The 16494-nt window shown below is 70.8% G+C and carries 16 protein-coding genes and 1 pseudogene; 8 read left to right on the top strand and 9 right to left on the bottom strand.

Annotated features, from left to right (window positions below):
- Positions 1-13: 13 nt before the first annotated feature.
- Entirely contained in the window at positions 14-838 is an 825-nt protein-coding gene (mltG, locus tag AB0G47_RS28735) for an endolytic transglycosylase MltG (protein WP_360776261.1), read from the top strand.
- A gap of 134 nt (positions 839-972) precedes the next feature.
- Complete coding sequence (locus AB0G47_RS28730; RefSeq protein ID WP_360775783.1) at positions 973-1671, top strand: antibiotic biosynthesis monooxygenase; 699 nt, start codon at positions 973-975, stop codon at positions 1669-1671.
- A gap of 76 nt (positions 1672-1747) precedes the next feature.
- On the opposite strand, the gene AB0G47_RS28725 is transcribed toward AB0G47_RS28730, so the two are convergent.
- The 6 genes from AB0G47_RS28725 to AB0G47_RS28700 form a co-directional block, all read right to left on the bottom strand.
- Positions 1748-2857 carry an NAD(P)-binding domain-containing protein gene (locus tag AB0G47_RS28725; RefSeq protein WP_360775780.1) on the bottom strand — a complete coding sequence of 370 codons (1110 nt, stop codon included), beginning with the start codon at positions 2855-2857 and terminating at the stop codon, positions 1748-1750.
- A gap of 54 nt (positions 2858-2911) precedes the next feature.
- Positions 2912-4120, bottom strand: coding sequence for an LLM class flavin-dependent oxidoreductase (locus tag AB0G47_RS28720; RefSeq protein WP_360775777.1), 1209 nt, complete (start codon positions 4118-4120; stop codon positions 2912-2914).
- 2 nt (positions 4121-4122) lie between these two features.
- Entirely contained in the window at positions 4123-5166 is a 1044-nt protein-coding gene (locus AB0G47_RS28715) for an ABC transporter substrate-binding protein (protein ID WP_360775775.1), read from the bottom strand.
- A 62-nt stretch (positions 5167-5228) separates the two neighbouring features.
- The gene (locus tag AB0G47_RS28710) at positions 5229-6023 is read right to left on the bottom strand and encodes an ABC transporter ATP-binding protein (protein WP_360775772.1); all 795 of its coding nucleotides are present in this window, start codon (positions 6021-6023) and stop codon (positions 5229-5231) included.
- Complete coding sequence (locus tag AB0G47_RS28705) at positions 5996-6883, bottom strand: ABC transporter permease (protein WP_360775769.1); 888 nt, start codon at positions 6881-6883, stop codon at positions 5996-5998. Before AB0G47_RS28705 ends, AB0G47_RS28710 begins: the two co-directional genes overlap by 28 nt.
- 161 nt (positions 6884-7044) lie before the next feature.
- Positions 7045-7128, bottom strand: a complete 84-nt coding sequence (locus tag AB0G47_RS28700; protein ID WP_353962314.1) for a putative leader peptide — start codon at positions 7126-7128, stop codon at positions 7045-7047.
- A 101-nt stretch (positions 7129-7229) separates the two neighbouring features.
- Here AB0G47_RS28700 and AB0G47_RS28695 point away from each other — a divergent pair, with 101 nt between their 5' ends.
- Together AB0G47_RS28695 and AB0G47_RS28690 are read left to right on the top strand one after the other, a co-directional pair.
- Entirely contained in the window at positions 7230-7658 is a 429-nt protein-coding gene (locus AB0G47_RS28695) for a YjbQ family protein (RefSeq protein ID WP_360775767.1), read from the top strand.
- Between the two features lie 168 nt (positions 7659-7826).
- Positions 7827-9872 (top strand): discoidin domain-containing protein, encoded by a 2046-nt coding sequence (locus AB0G47_RS28690; protein WP_360775764.1) that lies wholly within the window; start codon positions 7827-7829, stop codon positions 9870-9872.
- Positions 9873-9877: 5 nt separating this feature from the next.
- Here AB0G47_RS28690 and AB0G47_RS28685 read toward each other — a convergent pair whose 3' ends face one another.
- Positions 9878-10474, bottom strand: coding sequence for a TetR/AcrR family transcriptional regulator (locus tag AB0G47_RS28685; RefSeq protein WP_360775762.1), 597 nt, complete (start codon positions 10472-10474; stop codon positions 9878-9880).
- Between the two features lie 387 nt (positions 10475-10861).
- Here AB0G47_RS28685 and AB0G47_RS28680 point away from each other — a divergent pair, with 387 nt between their 5' ends.
- Positions 10862-12226: a hypothetical protein gene (locus AB0G47_RS28680; protein WP_360776256.1), complete on the top strand. Its 1365-nt coding sequence runs from the start codon at positions 10862-10864 to the stop codon at positions 12224-12226.
- 123 nt (positions 12227-12349) lie between these two features.
- On the opposite strand, the gene AB0G47_RS28675 is transcribed toward AB0G47_RS28680, so the two are convergent.
- Complete coding sequence (locus AB0G47_RS28675; protein WP_360775759.1) at positions 12350-14794, bottom strand: tetratricopeptide repeat protein; 2445 nt, start codon at positions 14792-14794, stop codon at positions 12350-12352.
- A 177-nt stretch (positions 14795-14971) separates the two neighbouring features.
- Between AB0G47_RS28675 and AB0G47_RS28670 the strand changes: the two genes are divergently transcribed.
- From AB0G47_RS28670 to AB0G47_RS28660, 3 genes and pseudogenes are all read left to right on the top strand, one after another.
- Complete coding sequence (locus tag AB0G47_RS28670) at positions 14972-15427, top strand: carboxymuconolactone decarboxylase family protein (protein ID WP_360776253.1); 456 nt, start codon at positions 14972-14974, stop codon at positions 15425-15427.
- A 119-nt stretch (positions 15428-15546) separates the two neighbouring features.
- Complete coding sequence (locus AB0G47_RS28665) at positions 15547-16026, top strand: DUF1801 domain-containing protein (RefSeq protein ID WP_360775756.1); 480 nt, start codon at positions 15547-15549, stop codon at positions 16024-16026.
- A 17-nt stretch (positions 16027-16043) separates the two neighbouring features.
- A pseudogene (locus AB0G47_RS28660) lies at positions 16044-16250 on the top strand (NUDIX hydrolase); the annotation flags it as partial.
- 4 nt (positions 16251-16254) lie between these two features.
- Here the strand turns inward: AB0G47_RS28660 and AB0G47_RS28655 are convergent.
- Positions 16255-16494: MarR family transcriptional regulator (locus AB0G47_RS28655; protein ID WP_360775754.1), on the bottom strand; the 240-nt coding region annotated here is incomplete at its 5' end.

The raw sequence follows: 16494 nt of genomic DNA, 5'->3' as shown, positions 1-16494 counted from the left end.
CCGTGCCCGCATGCTGCAGACCAAGACTCCGCGCCGGGGCGCGATTCGACTGACGCGTCGGGGCCGGATCGCCCTGATCGTGACCGGAGCCGTCGTGGCCGCCACCGCCGTGGCGGTGCCGCTTCTCCTCCCGGACGACAAACCGCAGCCCGAGTCGCTGACCATCCCCGAGGGATGGCGCTCGGGCCAGGTGTACGGCGCGATCGACAAGGCCCTGGGGGTGCCGTCCGGCACCACGAAGAAGGCTCTGCCGAAGGCCGGCCTCAAGCTCCCCGGTGACGCGCGCGGCAACCCCGAGGGGTATCTCTTCCCGGCGACCTATCCGATCAGTTCCCGGTCGACTCCGGAGTCCGTCCTGTCGTACATGGTGAACACGGCGACCAAGAGGTTCAACGGCGGCAAGGTCACGGCGGGTGCCGACCGGAGCGCGGTGAACATCTACCAGACCGTCACCATCGCGAGCCTGATCGAGGCCGAGGCCGGCTCCAAGGCGGACATGGGCAAGGTGGCCCGGGTCATCTACAACCGCCTCGACCAGGGCATGCCCCTGCAGATGGACTCGACGGTCAACTACGCCCTGAACCGGTCGACGCTGGACACCCGCGACAGCGACACGAAGATCAACAGCCCGTACAACACGTACACGCGCATGGGTCTGCCGCCCACCCCGATCGGCAACCCCGGCGAGGAGGCCGTGCGTGCGGCGACGAGCCCGCCACAGGGCGACTGGCTGTACTTCGTGACGGTGAAGCCGGGAGACACCCGCTTCACGTCGAGCTTCGAGGAGCAGCAGAGGAACGTGGCGGAGTTCAACCAGAACAAGAAGTCCGCCAGTTAGTCCACCGGCTAGTCCGCCGGCCAGGTGCCCCAGGGGATCGCCCTCCCGAGGGTGATTCCCCCGCTTGACCTCAACCTCGCTTCAGGTACGAGGCTCTGTGTCGACCGCGCCACAAGGCTCAGGAGGACGCAACCATGCCCGCACCGATAGCGACCGCTTTCCCCGACGTCCGCCGCGCGGACGCCGGCACCATCCTCGTCAGCTCCTGGATCGTGCCGTCCCCGGACGTCCAGAGCCGCGCCGCCGACCTCGTGATCGGGGAGTGGGAACGCCAGGAGCGCCCGGACGCGATGCTCTCGCTCACCACGTTCCTGGGCGAGGACGGCCGCGAAGTCCTCAACTACGCGCAGTGGACGGACGACGACGCCCATCGCGAGTGGGTGCGCACGCGGCGCCCCGCAGCCATCGGCAGGGTCGACGAGGCCGTGCCCGGCATCGAACGCCCCGGCGTCGTGCGCTATGCGCTGCACCGCAGCTACGTACCGCAGGAGGGTGCGGACCGACGCCCGGGTGTGCTCGTCACCCCCACATTCGAGACCGAGGGGCCGCAGAGCCAGCGCGCCCTGAGCGACGCGGTCATCGAGATGCTGGAGCGGATCCGTCCCGCCGGACTGCTGGGGGCGCACTTCCATGCGAGCAAGGACGGACGGCGGGTGCTCAACTACGCGGAGTGGGAGGACATGCCGGCCTGGGAGCGCTTCGCCGCGGGCGAGGGTTCGAGCGAACTGCGCACCATGGTCGGCGCCCTGGACGGCGTCACCCCGGGCGGAGCCCGGCTCGGCGTGCAGCGCTACTTCCCGTACAAGCGCCTGGAGAACATCCCCGCGCCCTGAGCCGAGGGGTGATGTCCAGCGGTGGTGCCGCGCGGTGGTGCCGCATGGTGTGGTGCCGCACCGCCGACGCGGCGCATCACACCGCGACCGGCACCCCGTCAAGGAGCCGCCGGATGTCCCGTACGGCCGCACGCCCCGCGCGATTCGCGCCGATGGTGCTGGCCGAAGGCCCATACCCCACCAGGTGGACGCGGGGGTCGGCGACCGCCCGAGTGCCTTCGAGGCGGATGCCGCCCCCGGCCTCGCGCAGCCGCAGCGGCGCCAAGTGCTCGATCGCCGCGCGGAATCCGGTGGCCCAGAGGATCACGTCGGCATCGACCCGCCGCCCGTCGTCCCACTCGACGCCGCTCGGCGTGATGCGGTCGAACATCGGCAGCCGGTCGAGCACCCCGTCGGCCCGCGCCCGCCGGATGGCGTCGTTGACGGGCAGTCCGGTCACCGACACCACGCTCTGCGGCGCGAGCCCCTGCCGCACCCGCTCCTCGACCATGGCGACGGCCGAGCGCCCCCAGTTCTCGTCGAACGGTCCCTCGCGGAAGACGGGCTCCCGCCGTGTGACCCAGGTGGTCTCGGCGGCGTACGGCGCGATCTCCATCAGATGCTGGGTGCCTGACGCCCCGCCGCCCACGACGATCACCCGCTGCCCCTTGAAGGACTCGGGCCCCGGATACACGGCCGTGTGCAACTGCCGCCCGCGGAAGGTGTCCTGGCCCGGATAGCGCGGCCAGAACGGCCGGTCCCACGTGCCCGTGGCGTTGATCAGCGCCCGCGTCGCCCAGCTCCCGGCCGAGGTCTCGACGAGCAGCCGCGCACCGTCACCCTCGCGCACCTTGTGTACGTCGACGGGGCGGCGCACCCGCAGGTCGAAGCGCCGCTCATAGGCGTCGAAGTACTCGCGGATGACGTCCGACGAGGGGCGCTCGGGGTCGGCGTCCGTCAGTTCCATGCCGGGCAGCGCGTGCATGCCGTGCACTTTCCCGTACGTGAGCGACGGCCAGCGGAACTGCCATGCGCCGCCGGGCCGGGGCGAGTGGTCCAGGACGACGAAGTCCCGGTCCGGCTCGAAGCCGACCCTGCGCAGATGATGGGCGCTGGACAGACCCGCCTGCCCGGCGCCTATGACGACCACGTCCACCTCTTGTGCCGCTTGCTGTGCGGCCGCGTCCCGTGCCCCAATGTCGTTCACGTTTCTACTAACTCCATCGGGGCCCGGGATCTTCCCGCGCGCCGCACCCGCAGGTCAGCGGCCTCCGGCCACCAGCAGCGGCGCGCCACCCGGAGCGGACGCCGGACGTCCGTTCACCGCGGGAACCCCGGCCAGCTGCGAGGCCGGAATGCGCGGCAGCAGCCCGCGCGCCGCAAGTTCGGGGATCACGCCCTCCCCGAACCAGTACGCCTCCTCCAGGTGCGGATAGCCCGACAGGACGAAGTGCTCGATGCCGAGGGAGTGGTACTCCTCGATCCGGTCGGCGACATCCGCGTGACTGCCCACCAGGGCCGTGCCCGCGCCGCCCCGCACGAGGCCGACCCCGGCCCACAGATTGGGCGAGATCTCCAGGTCGTCGCGGGAACCGCCGTGCAGCGCGAGCATCCGCTGCTGGCCCACGGACTCGCTGCGGCCGAGCGCCTGCTGGGCGGCGGCGACGGTGTCCGGGTCGAGGTCGTCGAGCATCCGGTTCGCCGTGGCCCATGCCTCGGCGGCGGAGTCGCGGGAGATCGTGTGCAGCCGGATCCCGAAACGGACCGTGCGCCCCTGCTCCTCGGCGAGCCCGGCAATCCAGTCGATCTTCTGCTTGACCTGCTCCGGCGGCTCGCCCCACGTCAGGTACACATCCGTGTGCCGCGCCGCGACAGGACCGGCCGCCGCCGACGAACCACCGAAGAAGATCTCCGGCAGCGGGTCCGGCGGCAGCGCGGTGAGGCCGCCCTCCACCTGGTAGTGCTCGCCGGTGAAGTCGAAGGGCCGGCCGCTCCAGACTCCCCGGACGACCGAGAGGAACTCATCGGTACGGGCGTACCGGCGATCGTGGTCGAGATGATCGCCGAAGCGCCGCTGCTCGGTGGAGTCGCCGCCGGTGACGACGTTCAGGAGCAGCCGTCCCCGAGTGATGCGCTGATACGTGGCCGCCATCTGCGCGGCGAGCACGGGGGAGATGACACCGGGCCGGAACGCCACCAGGAACTTCAGCCGTTCCGTGTGCTGGGCGAGTGCGACCGTCGTTAGCCAGGCGTCCTCGCACCACGTTCCGGTGGGGGTGAGCACCGCCTCGAAGCCCAACTGCTCGGCCGCCTTGGCGATCTGGATCAGATAGTCGATGTCGGGGGCCCGCACCCCGCTGACCGGAGTGACGCGGGAGCGCTTGACGCCGCCGTCGGTGTAGGCGTGCCGGTCGACGAGGGTGCGCCCGTCGCCGCCGGTCGGCAGGAACCAGTTGAGGTGGACGGTCATGGTCAGGACTCCTTGCCGTAGGTGCGCGGCTTGCTGGTGGAGGGCGGCAGGTCGCCGTTGAAACGGGTGTCGACGAAGTCGCCGAAGTCGATGCGGCGCGGAATCAGCTTCAGATCGGTGAAGGTGTCCGCGATGTCCTGCTCGGAGGCGATCGCGTTCTTGTCCACGGCCACCGGGACCCGGGTGCCGTTGCTGCGCTTGACCGCGTCGAGCGCGACCTCGTACGGAAGACCGGTGTCCTTCGCCCAGACCTTCGCCCACGCCTCCGGGTGGTCGTGGACCCAGTCCTGCGCCTTGCGCAGCCGCTTCAGGTAGTCGGCGATGGCCGCGGACTTCTTCTTGTCCCCCAGCGCGCCGGGCGCGGCCACCTGGAAGTTGAGGCCGTTCACCACCCCGTCGCCGTCGGTGAGGACGCGGCCCTTCTTCCCTTGCAGGACCTGCGAGGTGTACGGGTCCCAGACGGCCCACGCGTCCACCTTGCCGCTGGTGAACGCGGCCAGCGCGTCGGCCGGCTGCAGATATTTGACCTTGACGTCCTTGAAGGCGAGCCCCGCCTCCTTCAGGGACGCGATCAACTGGAAGTGCGCAGACGACCCCTGCGCCACGGCCACGGACTTGCCCTTGAGATCCTGCGGCTTCTTCAGGGGCGAGTCGTTCGGGACGAGGATCGCCTCACCCGCCGCCGTGCCGTGAGTGGCGGCCACCACGGATATCTTCGAGCCGGCGCCCGCCGCGAAGACCGGCGGCGTGTTGCCGACGGCACCGATGTCGACGGCCTTGGCGTTGACGGCCTCCAGGAGCGGTGGTCCGGAGGTGAAGGTCGACCAGCGGATCTTGTACTTCAGGTCGTCGAGCTCCCCGGCCGCGCGCAGCACGGCCTCCGAACCACCCTTCTGGTCACCGACGTTGAGGGTGAGCGAGCCCTTCCCGTCGGTGCCGCCGCCCGCGCCGCCCGCCGATGTGCCGGCGGACGAGGTGCCGGAGCAGGCGGCGAGCAGCAGGGCCAGGGGGAGGAGCAGGGCGGGGGCGGCATGGTGTCGTCGCATGGTGGGTGTGCGTCCGTTCGGTGTGTTCGTGCTGTTCACGGGGGAGGGGAGCGGCCGGTGGTTCACGCCGCGGCGGCGGGTTCCGCGTGGGCGGGCGCGTCGACGCCCAGGCGCCGAAGCAGCTCGGCGCGCAGCTCGGCGAAGCGGGGATCGGAGATGCCGCGCGGCCGGTCCAGATCGATCTGTGTCTCGTACGCGATGACCCCCTCGTCCATGACGAGCACCCGGTCGGCGAGGAGCACCGCTTCCTCGACGTCGTGCGTGACAAGGAGCACGGCGCACCCGCGCCGCTGCCACAGCTCGTCGACGAGCCGCTGCGCCTTGATGCGGGTGAGGGCGTCGAGCGCGCCGAACGGCTCGTCGAGCAGCAGCAGATCGGGCTCGCGCACAAGGGCACGGGCCAGCGACGCACGCTGGGCCTCGCCGCCGGAGAGCGTCTTGGGCCAGGCGTTCGTACGGTGCTTGAGGCCGACCTCCTCCAATGCCCGTTCGGCCAGGCCCCGTTGGGGCTTTCCCTTGAGGCCGAGCAGTACGTTGCGCCACACGCGCTTCCACGGCATGAGGCGCGGCGCCTGGAACGCGACGGCCTTGCGGCGCGGCACGAGGACCGTCCCCTGGATGTCCCGGTCGAGCCCGGCAAGAATGCGCAGCAGGGTCGACTTGCCGCAGCCGCTGCGCCCGAGCAGCGCCACGAACTCACCCGGCTTGACGTCGAGTTCGAGCTGATCGATGACGGCGCGCCCGTCGAAGGAGCGGGTAAGACCTGCGACCCGTACGGCCGAAGTCGGCTGGGCGGCGGGGGCGGTCGGGGCCTTGCCGGTGGTGGGGGTCACCGGCCGGTGAACGTCGGTCGCCATTGCAGCAGCAGCCTTTCGAGGGTGCGGACGATGAAGTCGGCGACGAGGCCGAGGAAGGCGTAGACGATCAGGCAGACCACGATCACGTCGGTCCGCAGGAAGTCACGCGCCTGGACCATCAGGAAGCCGATGCCCGAGTCCGCGTTGATCTGCTCGGCGAAGACGAGGGCGAGCCAGGCGATGCCGAGCGAGTACCGCAGCCCCGTCATCGCCCCGGGCAGCGCGCCCGGCAGGATCACGTGCCGCACGAGCCCCCACCGCGAGAGCCCCAGCGACTCCCCGGCCTCGATGAGCTGCGAGTCGACCCCGCGAATCCCGGCGTACACATTCAGATACAGCGGGAACGACACGCCCAGCGTGATGATGGCGACCTTGGGCGCCTCGCCGATGCCGAACCAGATGATGAACAGCGGGATGAGCCCGACGAACGGCACGGTGCGCAGCATCTGCACACTGGCGTCGACGAGATCCTCACCGATGCGGAAGAGCCCCGAGACGAGTGCGAGCGAGGTCCCCACGACGGCGCCGAGCAGCAGCCCGATCGCGACGCGCTGCAGGGACACCCCCATGGCGGAGGTCAGCGACCCGTCAGCGATGAGGTCGCGGGCGACGCCGGCGATGGTCCCGGGCGAGGCGAGGACGTCCTTGGTCAACACCCCTGTGGAGCTGAGGAGTTGCCACAGGGCGAGCAGCGCGAGCGGGCCGGAGGTGCGGCGCAGCCAGCGGGGGACGCGGGTGCGCCGGGTGGACGAGGGGATGATGGGGACGAGTTCCGGCCCGGTCGGCGGTGTGCCCTCGGCGGACTTGGATATTTCCGAAATGTCTGGTGGTGAATCCGGCGGGGCATGACTGATGCTCATGGGTGCTCCACGGCAGGAGGGAGGGCTGCCCGATACCCGGTACCCGAAAGGCCTACGCGAGGGACGGTGAATTCAACAGCGCGCAAGCGGCAGGGCAGAGCGGGCGGCGAAGGCAGGCGCGGCAGAGAAGCGCGAAGAAGGAAAAGCGGGCTGAGGGGACGTCAGCAGCCGGGACGACACGCAGCAGAAGCCACCCGCAGCAGGTCGATGTGACCGCGCGTGGTGAGCAGAGCTGAACGCAACATGCCGCAGAACGTAGCGAGATCGTCCACGTACGGTCAACGCCGTCTCGAAAGGCGGACGCCGCGTATCAGTGAATGGGAGCAGCGTGCGGGAGGATGGCCTCATGTCCGACGCTTTCACCACCCATGTCCTGAACATCACCACCGGCTCGGCCGAGAAGGTCTTCGACCTCACCGGCGACTGTGAGCGCTTCCTGCGCGTGGCGGCGGCCGGCCGCGACGGCCTCCTCAACCTCTTCGTCCCCCACGCGACCGCCGGCATCGCGATCCTGGAAACGGGTGCGGGCAGCGACAGCGACCTCCTGGCCGCCCTGCACACCCTGCTCCCGGCCGACGACCGCTGGCAGCACCGCCACGGCAGCCCCGGCCATGGCCGCGACCACGTCCTTCCGGCGCTGGTGGCGCCGCATGCGACGTTGCCGGTGCTGGGGGGCCGGCTGGAGCTGGGCACGTGGCAGTCGGTGTGCCTGGTGGATACGAACCGGGACAACCCCGACCGTCAGGTGCGGCTGAGCTTTCTTGGGGGTTCCTGAAGGGGGCAAACGGGGCCAAGGCTCTGACCACCGACGAGGCTGACGACGTGTCAAATAGGTCATCTGTCCCGGACTATTGACTGGTTGTCAGGGCCGCGCCATTCTCGACGGGACCTACGCGCGAGTAAGTTAGCGCGCGCCCATCCCGGACAGCGAAGGTAGCCCCGGATGACCCTCCTGCGCAGACGCGGACTCTTTGCCGCTGTCGTCGCCCTCCTGCTGGCCTTCACCGTCGGCTCCCCACCGGCCGAGGGTGCCGACACCCCCTGGTGGGAGCCCACGGCGCGGCCCGCCGCCGATTCGCAGATCAACGTCACCGGCGAACCCTTCCGCGGCACGGACAGCAAGGGCCGGGTCCGCGGTTTCGTCGACGGGCACAATCACCTGATGTCCAACGAGGGCTTCGGCGGCCGCATCATCTGCGGCAAGGCGTTCTCCACCGAGGGCGTCGCCGATGCCCTCAAGGACTGCCCCGAGCACTATCCCGACGGCGCGCTCGCTCTCTTCGAGAACGTCACCGGCGGTGCGGACGGCCACCACGACCCGGTGGGCTGGCCGACGTTCAAGGACTGGCCGGCCCACAACTCCCTCAGCCACCAGCAGAATTACTACGCATGGCTGGAGCGCGCCTGGCGCGGCGGCCAGCGGATCCTGGTCAACGACCTGGTGTCCAACGGCCTGTTGTGCTCGATCTACGTCAGGGACCGTGGCTGCAACGAGATGGACGCCATCCGCCTCGAGGCCCGTAAGACCTACGAGATGCAGGACTACATCGACAAGATCTACGGCGGAAAGGGCAAGGGCTTCTTCCGTATCGTCACCGACTCCAGCCAGGCCCGCCAGGTCGCCGCGGACGGCAAGCTGGCCGTGGTGCTCGGCGTCGAGACCTCGGAGCCCTTCGGCTGCAAGCAGATCCTCGGCGTACCCCAGTGCAGCCAGGCCGACATCGACAGCGGTCTGGACGAGCTGCACAAGCTGGGTGTGCGCAGCATGTTCCTATGCCACAAGTTCGACAACGCGCTCTGCGGGGTGCGGATGGACTCGGGCACCATCGGAACGGCCGTGAACATCGGCCAGTTCCTCTCCACCGGCACCTTCTGGCGTACGGAGAAGTGCAGCGGTCCGCAGCACGACAACCCCACCGGCAATGCGGCCGCCCCGGCCGAGGTGGCCAAGCTGCTCCCCGCCGGCGCCAAGATCCCCACGTACGACGGCGACGCGCAGTGCAACACCCGCGGTCTTACCCGCCTGGGCGAGTACGCGGTCAAGGGGATGATGAAACGCAACATGATGCTCGAGGTCGACCACATGAGCGTCAAGGCGGCCGACCGCGCCCTGGACATGCTGGAGTCGGCGGACTACCCCGGCGCGCTCTCCAGCCACAGCTGGATGGACGACGGCTGGCTGGAGCGGCTCTACCGTCTCGGCGGCTTCAAGTCCTCGTACATGACCGGCGCCGACAGCTTCGCCAAGGAGTCCGCGGGGGCCAAGCCGCTGCGCGAGAAGTACGGCGTCGGGCTCGGCTACGGCACCGACATGAACGGCGTCGGCGGCTGGCCGGGACCGGAAGGACCCGGTGCCCCGAACGCGGTCAAGTACCCCTTCCGCACCGCCGACGGGGGCTCCGTCGTCGACCGGCAGCGCACCGGCGACCGCACCTGGGACTTCAACACCGACGGTGCGGCCCATGTCGGCATGGTGCCCGACTGGCTCGAGCAGATGCGGCTCAGCGGCGGCAAGGACACGGTGCAGGACCTGCTCGGCGGCGCGGAGTCCTACCTCCGTACCTGGAAGGCGACCGAGGGCCACAAGCCCGCAGCCAACCTCGCCGCCGACGCCGCGGCGAGCGCCAGCGACACGGAGTGGAACCCGTTCACCAGCTACGCCGCCGGGAAGGCCGTGGACGGCGACACCGGCACGCGATGGGCGAGCGGCTGGTCGGACGACCAGTGGCTGCGGCTCGATCTGGGCGGCTCCCGCACGGTCGGCAAGGTCTCCCTCGACTGGGAGAAGGCCTACGCGCGGGGCTACCGGATCGAGGTCTCGGGCGACGGGACCTCGTGGCGGACCGTGTGGTCCACGGACAGCGCGGACGGAGGCCTGGACAACGCGGTGTTCAGCCCGGTGCAGGCGCGCTACGTCCGCATCCACGGCGTGACGCGGGCCACCAAGTACGGCTATTCCGTCAATGAGGCAGCGGTCTACAGCCGCTGACCTGGTTACTCCCGCCGTATGAGCGTCAGGATCTGGTCCGCCACGACGTCCAGTACGTCGCCCGCCTTCTCCTCGTCGCCAAGGACGAGGAAGTTCAGGGTGAGCCCGTCGGTCAGCGCGGCCAGATACCTGGCGGCCGCGGGTTCGGGCACCGCCAGCTCCACGCCGAGGACCGCGGGGAGCTGGCGGATCACCTTGGTGTGGGCCGCGACGTAGCGCTCGTACTGCCGCCGGGCGAGATGCTCGTAGCCGGGCTCCCGCAGGGCGTACTGGGTGAGCTCGTACGTCAGCATGTGCTCGCCGGGATTGGCAAGGACATGGTCCCAGTACGCCTGGAGCCCGGCGCGGATCGTCTCGCGCAGGGTGGGTCGGCGGACGAGCGTGGTGAGGACGTCCGACTCGGAGTGCTCGGAGATGGTGTCCATCACCGCTTCGAGCAACTCCTGCTTGGAGTCGAAGCAGTAGTGGAAGACGCTCAGCGAGACGCCCGCCTCCGCCACGACGGACCGTGTCGTGGTCTTCGCGACGCCGTCGCGGGCCATCACCCGGATCGCGGCCTCGACCAGTTGCCTGCGCCGCTGCGCCGACGGCATTCGCCCCATGGCCCCTCCTCCCCTGACCGGCGCAAGCATACGTCGCAGGGGGGGGCACGGGCTTCCTGAGCTGACGAGGCATCAAGCTCGCGGGCTGCTCCGGATAGACGCCTCCACCCTGCGCTCCTGAGCGGCTCGGGGTAATTTGTCCACGTTTTTACTGATTTACGTTCCTTTGGTCTGCGTCCTACGGAGCGGAGGAACCCTCAGGTGTGGACGGGTGAAAGGCAGGCGATGGTCAACACCTTGAACGTCCGGCTCGTCGAAGCGGAGCGCCAGGGCCCGATGTCGGCCGTCCGCACTTCGCGACGCACGCGACGTACCGGAGGGCGTGGCTTGCCGGCGGCCGTGGCGGTCGGCTTCGTGCTGGCCCAACTGGCCCTCGTACGGCCCGGGATGGGCCTCGGCTGGGACGAGGCGGTGTACGTCAGCCAGGTCAGCGGCCACGCCCCGGCGGCGTTCTTCAGCGCGCCCCGTGCCCGCGGGATCTCCCTGCTCGTCGCGCCGGTCGCCTCGTGGTCGTCGTCCACCGAACTCCTGCGGGTCTATCTCGCCCTGCTGTCCGGGCTCGGCCTGTTCCTTGCGCTGCGCGCCTGGCGCGGGCTGTTTCCCGTACGAGTGCTTGCCCTGGCCGGCGCCCTGTTCGCGACGCTCTGGGTGACCGTCTTCTACGGCCCGGAGGTCATGCCCAACTACTGGGTCGCGATCGGCGCCCTGACGGGCGTCGGCTGCCTCCTGCGGGCCCAGGCGGACCGCTCCGACCGGGCCGCGCTGTGGGGCCTGGGAGCGAGCGCGGCGCTGCTGGCGTGGATGCGGCCCACCGACGCCGTCTGGGTGACCCTCCCCCTGCTCGCTCTGCTGGTCTGCCTCCGCCGCTGGTGGCGGCCACGATCGCTGGCTGTGCTCGTCGCGGGTCTTGCGACCGGCGCCGTCGGGTGGATCGTCGAGGCGTACGTCAGTTTCGGCGGTCTGGGCGCGCGGCTCGCCGACGCGTCCCGGATCCAGGGCGGTCTCGGCTGGAACATCGCCATCGGCGATCAGCTGCGCAGTCTGCGCGGCCAGACGCTGTGCCGGCCGTGCACCGGCTCGATTCCGGCCCCGGAGCTGATCGCGTGGTGGTTCGCCCTGCCGCTGCTCGCCGCACTCGGCCTTGTGGTGGCCGTCAGGTCCCGGCGTACCGCGCGCACACTGTTGCCGCTGGCCTGCGCCACGACGGCGAGCATCCCGTACCTGTTCATGATCGGATACGCCGCGCCGCGCTTCCTGCTGCCCTTCTACGCGCTGCTCGCCATCCCGGTCGCCGACGCCCTCATCCACCTGGTCACCACCACGCGCCGCGCATGGCGGCCGGTGGCCGTGACGCTGGTGGCGCTCGCCATGGCCGGGCATCTGGCCGTGCAGTACGCGGTGTTGAAGGACGCCGTGGACGGCTCCACCGCCTCGCGCCGCGACTGGGCCGGCACGGCATCCGAACTCCACCGTCTCGGTGTGCGGCCGCCGTGCGTGGTGTCCGGGTCCGAGGCCCTGCCCATCGCCTTCTACGCCGGGTGTGCCTCCGCCCAGACGCACGGCCACAACGCCAGCACCACCGGCGCGGACATCCAGCGGACCGCACAGCACACGCCGACGGCCGCGCTCGCCGCGGCGGAGGACGAGCCACCGGGGTACGCCCAAGGCTGGTCGTCCCACCGCTTCGGCGACCTGCGCATCCATGTGAGCCCCGCGGCGCGTGACCAAGTCCCCAACGGCACCGGCAGCTGACCGAGGAGTCCGTCGGCGCCTACTCCTGATCCCCGCTGCAGTCCGCGGCCGGGCCGGATTCGAGGATGAGGTCGGGGTTCACGGCGGATTGCAGCGAACTCGCGGCGCTCTTCAGGGAGTTGCCTACTCCCGAGTGACCAGCGCTGTCTGGGCCGCCGCGCGGTGTTCCGCGGCCGCCGCCGGATCCGTCTCGTCGAGCACGGTCGCGATGCCCTCGTGGGCCAGCGTCGCCTCGTGCCCGTACCCAAGGACCGGGGCGAGCTCCAGCGCCTGCCGGTGCAGGCGCAGGGCCTCATCGGGCAGGCCCGCGAGGCGGCAGGTCTCGGCGTAGCCGTTCAGGAAGCGGACCTTCCAGTGCTCCTCGAAGAGCTCGTCAAGGAGCGCGAACGCTTCCCGGTGGCTGGCCAGCGCCTCCTCGTAGCGGCCCATCCGCCGCAGTGCCACACCCAGGCAGTTGAGGCACCACGCCTCGTTGTGCAGGTGCCCGTCCTCGCGCGCCAGCGCCAGCGCCTGACGCAGGTGGTCCGCCGCCTCGTCCGGTTCCTGGTGGGCGATGGCCACGCCGAGGGTGATCCGAGCCGTCAGCGCGGGCGGCCACGCGGGGTCGGTGTGGGGCATGCCGAGCACCTCCCTGGCCCGCTGCGCCGCCTCCTCGCGGTGTCCCAGTTGCAGCATCGCCCAGGCCTCCGACGCGGCCGCCTGGGCCTCGCCCGCCGGGCAGCCGGCCTGCTCGTACAACTTCCCTGCCTGTTTGAAGAGTTCGAGCGGCTCCTGCACATGCCCTTCGTCCCACTTCAAATAGCCGCGGCGCATGGCCAGTTCGGCCTCCGACGCCCAGTCCCCTGCCTGGGAGAGCCGCGGCTGTGCCGCCTCGTACGCGGCGGCGGCCTCCGTCATCCGGCCCGCGTTGTAGCGCGCGAAGCCCAAGTCGCTGTGCGCGTCGGCCAGTTGGAGTGGATCACCCAGGCGCTCGGCGGCGGCCAGTGAGCGTTCGAAGAGCACGTTGAGATGTGTGGTGCCGCAGCGCCGCGCGAAGTACGCCCGCAGGAAGCGCGGCAGCTCGCAGACGTGCGCGTCGGCCCCGACGGCGGCCGCCGTCTCGAAGGCGCCCACCAGGTTCTCGTACTCGGCGACGAGCCAGGCGAACGCCGCGTTCTTGTCCGCGAAGTTCGGGAGGGCTGCCGGGGGTTGGCCCGCGGAGGGCGGTCGGCCGGGGGACAGGAACGGCATCGCGGCGTCGGCGGCGGCCGCCGCGTGCACGTAGTAGTCGAGGAAGCGGCCAAGGGCCCGCTCCCGCTCGGCCGGTGAATCCTGCTCCGCGCCGGCCCGGCGCGCGTGCTGGTGTACCAGGTCGTGCAGCCGGTAGCGGCCGGCCGTCGACTCCTGTACGAGGTGCGCGTCGACCAGGTCCTCAAGCATCGCCCGCGCGCCCTGCAGCGGCACGTCCGCGAGCGCCGCCGCCAGGTACGCGTCGAAGGAACCCCCGGGCAGCAGGCCGAGGAGACGGAACAGGCGGGCCTGGGAGCGGTCCAACTGCCGTACGGACATGGCGAACGCGGTGTCGAACTCGCTCGCTCCCTCGGCCATCCGCTCGACGAGGATGCCCACCGTCCAGCCCGGCCGGTGCCGCAGCCGGGCCGCGGCGAGGCGCAGGGCGAGCGGCAGATGACCGCACAGCCGCAGCACCTCGGCGGCGGCCTCCGGGTCGCGGCCGAGCCGTCCGTCGGGACCGCTCGGGTCGCCGCTGGCACGGGCGAGGAGCTCGGCGCTCTCCTGCGGGCTCAGCACGTCGAGGGAGACCGGGGGCACCTCGTCGAGGCCGATGAGCCGGTTGCGGCTGGTGATCAGGGCGACGGACGTACCGGCGCCGGGCAGCAGCGGGCGGACCTGATCGGCATCGGCCGCGTTGTCGATGACCACGACGACCCGCCGGTCGGCCAGCTCGGAGCGCCAGCAGGCGGCGAGCTGTTCGACGCCCTCCCGCGGGACCTTCTCGGACGGGACGTCGAGCGCGCCGAGCAGCATCCGCAGCGCGGAGTCGGGGTCGAGCGGCTCGCGGCCCTCGGTGAAGCCGTGCAGGTCCACATAGAGCTGGGCGTCCGGGTAATCGGCGGCGAGCCGGTGCGCGGCGTGCATCGCGAGACAGGTCTTGCCGACACCGGCCATGCCGTCGATCGCGACCACCCGGTGGCTGTCCACCGCGGCGAGCACGGTGGCGAGTTGGGCCTCGCGGCCGGTGAAGTCGGGCACGTCGCGCGGCAGATCGTTGCGGGGCCTCGGCCGGCCCTGGCGGCTGGACTTCGGGGGAGCGGGGAGGGGGTTGGATGCCCGCTCCCACAGGGGGCGAAGGGGACGGGGGTCGCGCTTGACGAGCCGGCATAGCGCGATCACCGCGGGCCAGGGCGGGACGGTCTGGCCGCCGAGGTAGCGCGAAAGGGACGACGAGCTGAGGTCGGTGTCCCGTGCCAGGGCCCGTACGCCGAGCCCGGAGAGTTCCTGGAGCAGCCGCAGCCGGGCGGCCAGCTCGTTCTGTGGGTCTGCCTTCGTCGCCCGCTGCGGACCATCCATCAAGTGCCCCCCGTGTCCCGTTTCGGCAGGAACTTACCTGGCCAAGTCGTCGCAGCTCAAGGCTGTTTCACGTGTCCCACGGTGTCCCATCGCCGTGGTCGTGGCGAGCGGATGCGGCTGATATGGAGCCACGCCCCGAGGGAACGGGGCACCGACCGGAACGAGGAGCAGATCATGATGCAGTCCCGTATGAAGAACCCCGCCGTCGTCCTGCCCGACGCGATGCAGCCCATCCAGACGCTCTTCAAGGCCGTGCACTCCGCAGGGGTGGACGGACAGACCCTGGAGCTGGTGCACCTGCGGGTCAGCCAGATCAACGGCTGCAGCGCCTGCGTCGACGGCGGCGCGAAGACGGCACGCAAGGCCGGCGTGAGCGACGAGCGCCTCGCCACGGTCGCCGCCTGGCGCGAGGCTCCCTACTTCACCGAGCCCGAGCGGGCCGCACTCGCTCTCGCCGAGGCCGCGACGCGGCTCGCCGACCGTCCCGACGCGGTGAACGACGAGGTGTGGGACGCGGCCGCCACGCACTTCGACGAGCAGCAGCTGGCGGCGCTGGTCCTCATGATCGGCGTGACCAACCTCTTCAACCGGCTCAACGCCGCGACCCGCCAGATCGCCGGCGCGTGGGGCTGACGGCGCCCGGCACATCGGCTCGCCCCGACGGTCCATCGGGAGAAGCCGCCGCCACGGCGGCTCCTCCCGGGCCTGCCCCCGCACCTCACCCAGCAGCCACGCACCGTAAGGAACCCGCCATGAAGTCCACCCAGAGCCCCGCCACCGGCACCACCGCGACCGCCGAGAAGTTCGACGGATTCACGGATGAGGAACGCGGCGCGATGAAGGCGCGCGCCCAGGAACTGAAGGCGTCCGCGCGCCGCGCATCGCGCGCCGACAAGGCGGCGGAGGACGAGGCCGCCGTGCTCGCGAAGATCGCCGAGATGCAGGAATCGGACCGGGTCATGGCCGAACGCATCCACGCGGTGATCAGGGCGGCCGTGCCGGACCTGGCGCCGAAGCTCTGGTACGGGATGCCCGCCTACGCCAAGGACGGCAAGGTCGTCTGCTTCTTCCAGAGCGCGCAGAAGTTCAACGCGAGGTACGCGACGTTCGGCTTCAGCGACAAGGCGAACCTCGACGACGGCACCATGTGGCCGGCCTCCTTCGCACTGAAGGAACTGACGGCCCAGGACGAGGCGAGGATCGGGTCGCTCGTGAAGAGGGCGGTGAGCTGAGGCGGGCCGGTGGTAGCGGCATCTTCTACGAGGTCCGCATCACCGGCGGCCGACTCCGGCCCGAGCCCAGCGGCGAAACCGCCGAGTCGGTGTGGACGCCGATCCCCGACGTCGCTCTCCTGCGCCGGTCATCGCTGGTCGACATCGGTCTCGCCCTGGCGCAGACCGCTCCGGTGACCGGCCACGTCGCTTCCGTCCCGGTCGGTGGCCTGATCCAGCACTGAGGGGTCAGGCGGCGGGCTGCGTGAGGAAGACTCGCTCCAGCAGGGTGTGGAGGGTGTCGCGCTCCTGGGCGCTGAGGCGGTCCAGGCCCTCCTGCGTGGCCTGCATCTTGGCGCGGATCGCGTCCGTGGCGCGTTCGCCCTCCGTGGTGAGGACGACGTTCTTGACGCGTCGGTCGGAGGGGCTGGGCTCCCGGCGGACCAGGCCGCGCTTCTCCAGGCGGTCGATGATGCCGGTCATGTTCGA

It is taken from the genome of Streptomyces sp. NPDC021622, from assembly GCF_040640795.1.
GTDB lineage: Bacteria > Actinomycetota > Actinomycetes > Streptomycetales > Streptomycetaceae > Streptomyces.
The sequence above is the reverse complement of the archived record's forward strand: the minus strand, read 5'-3'. Positions and strand labels throughout refer to the sequence as shown.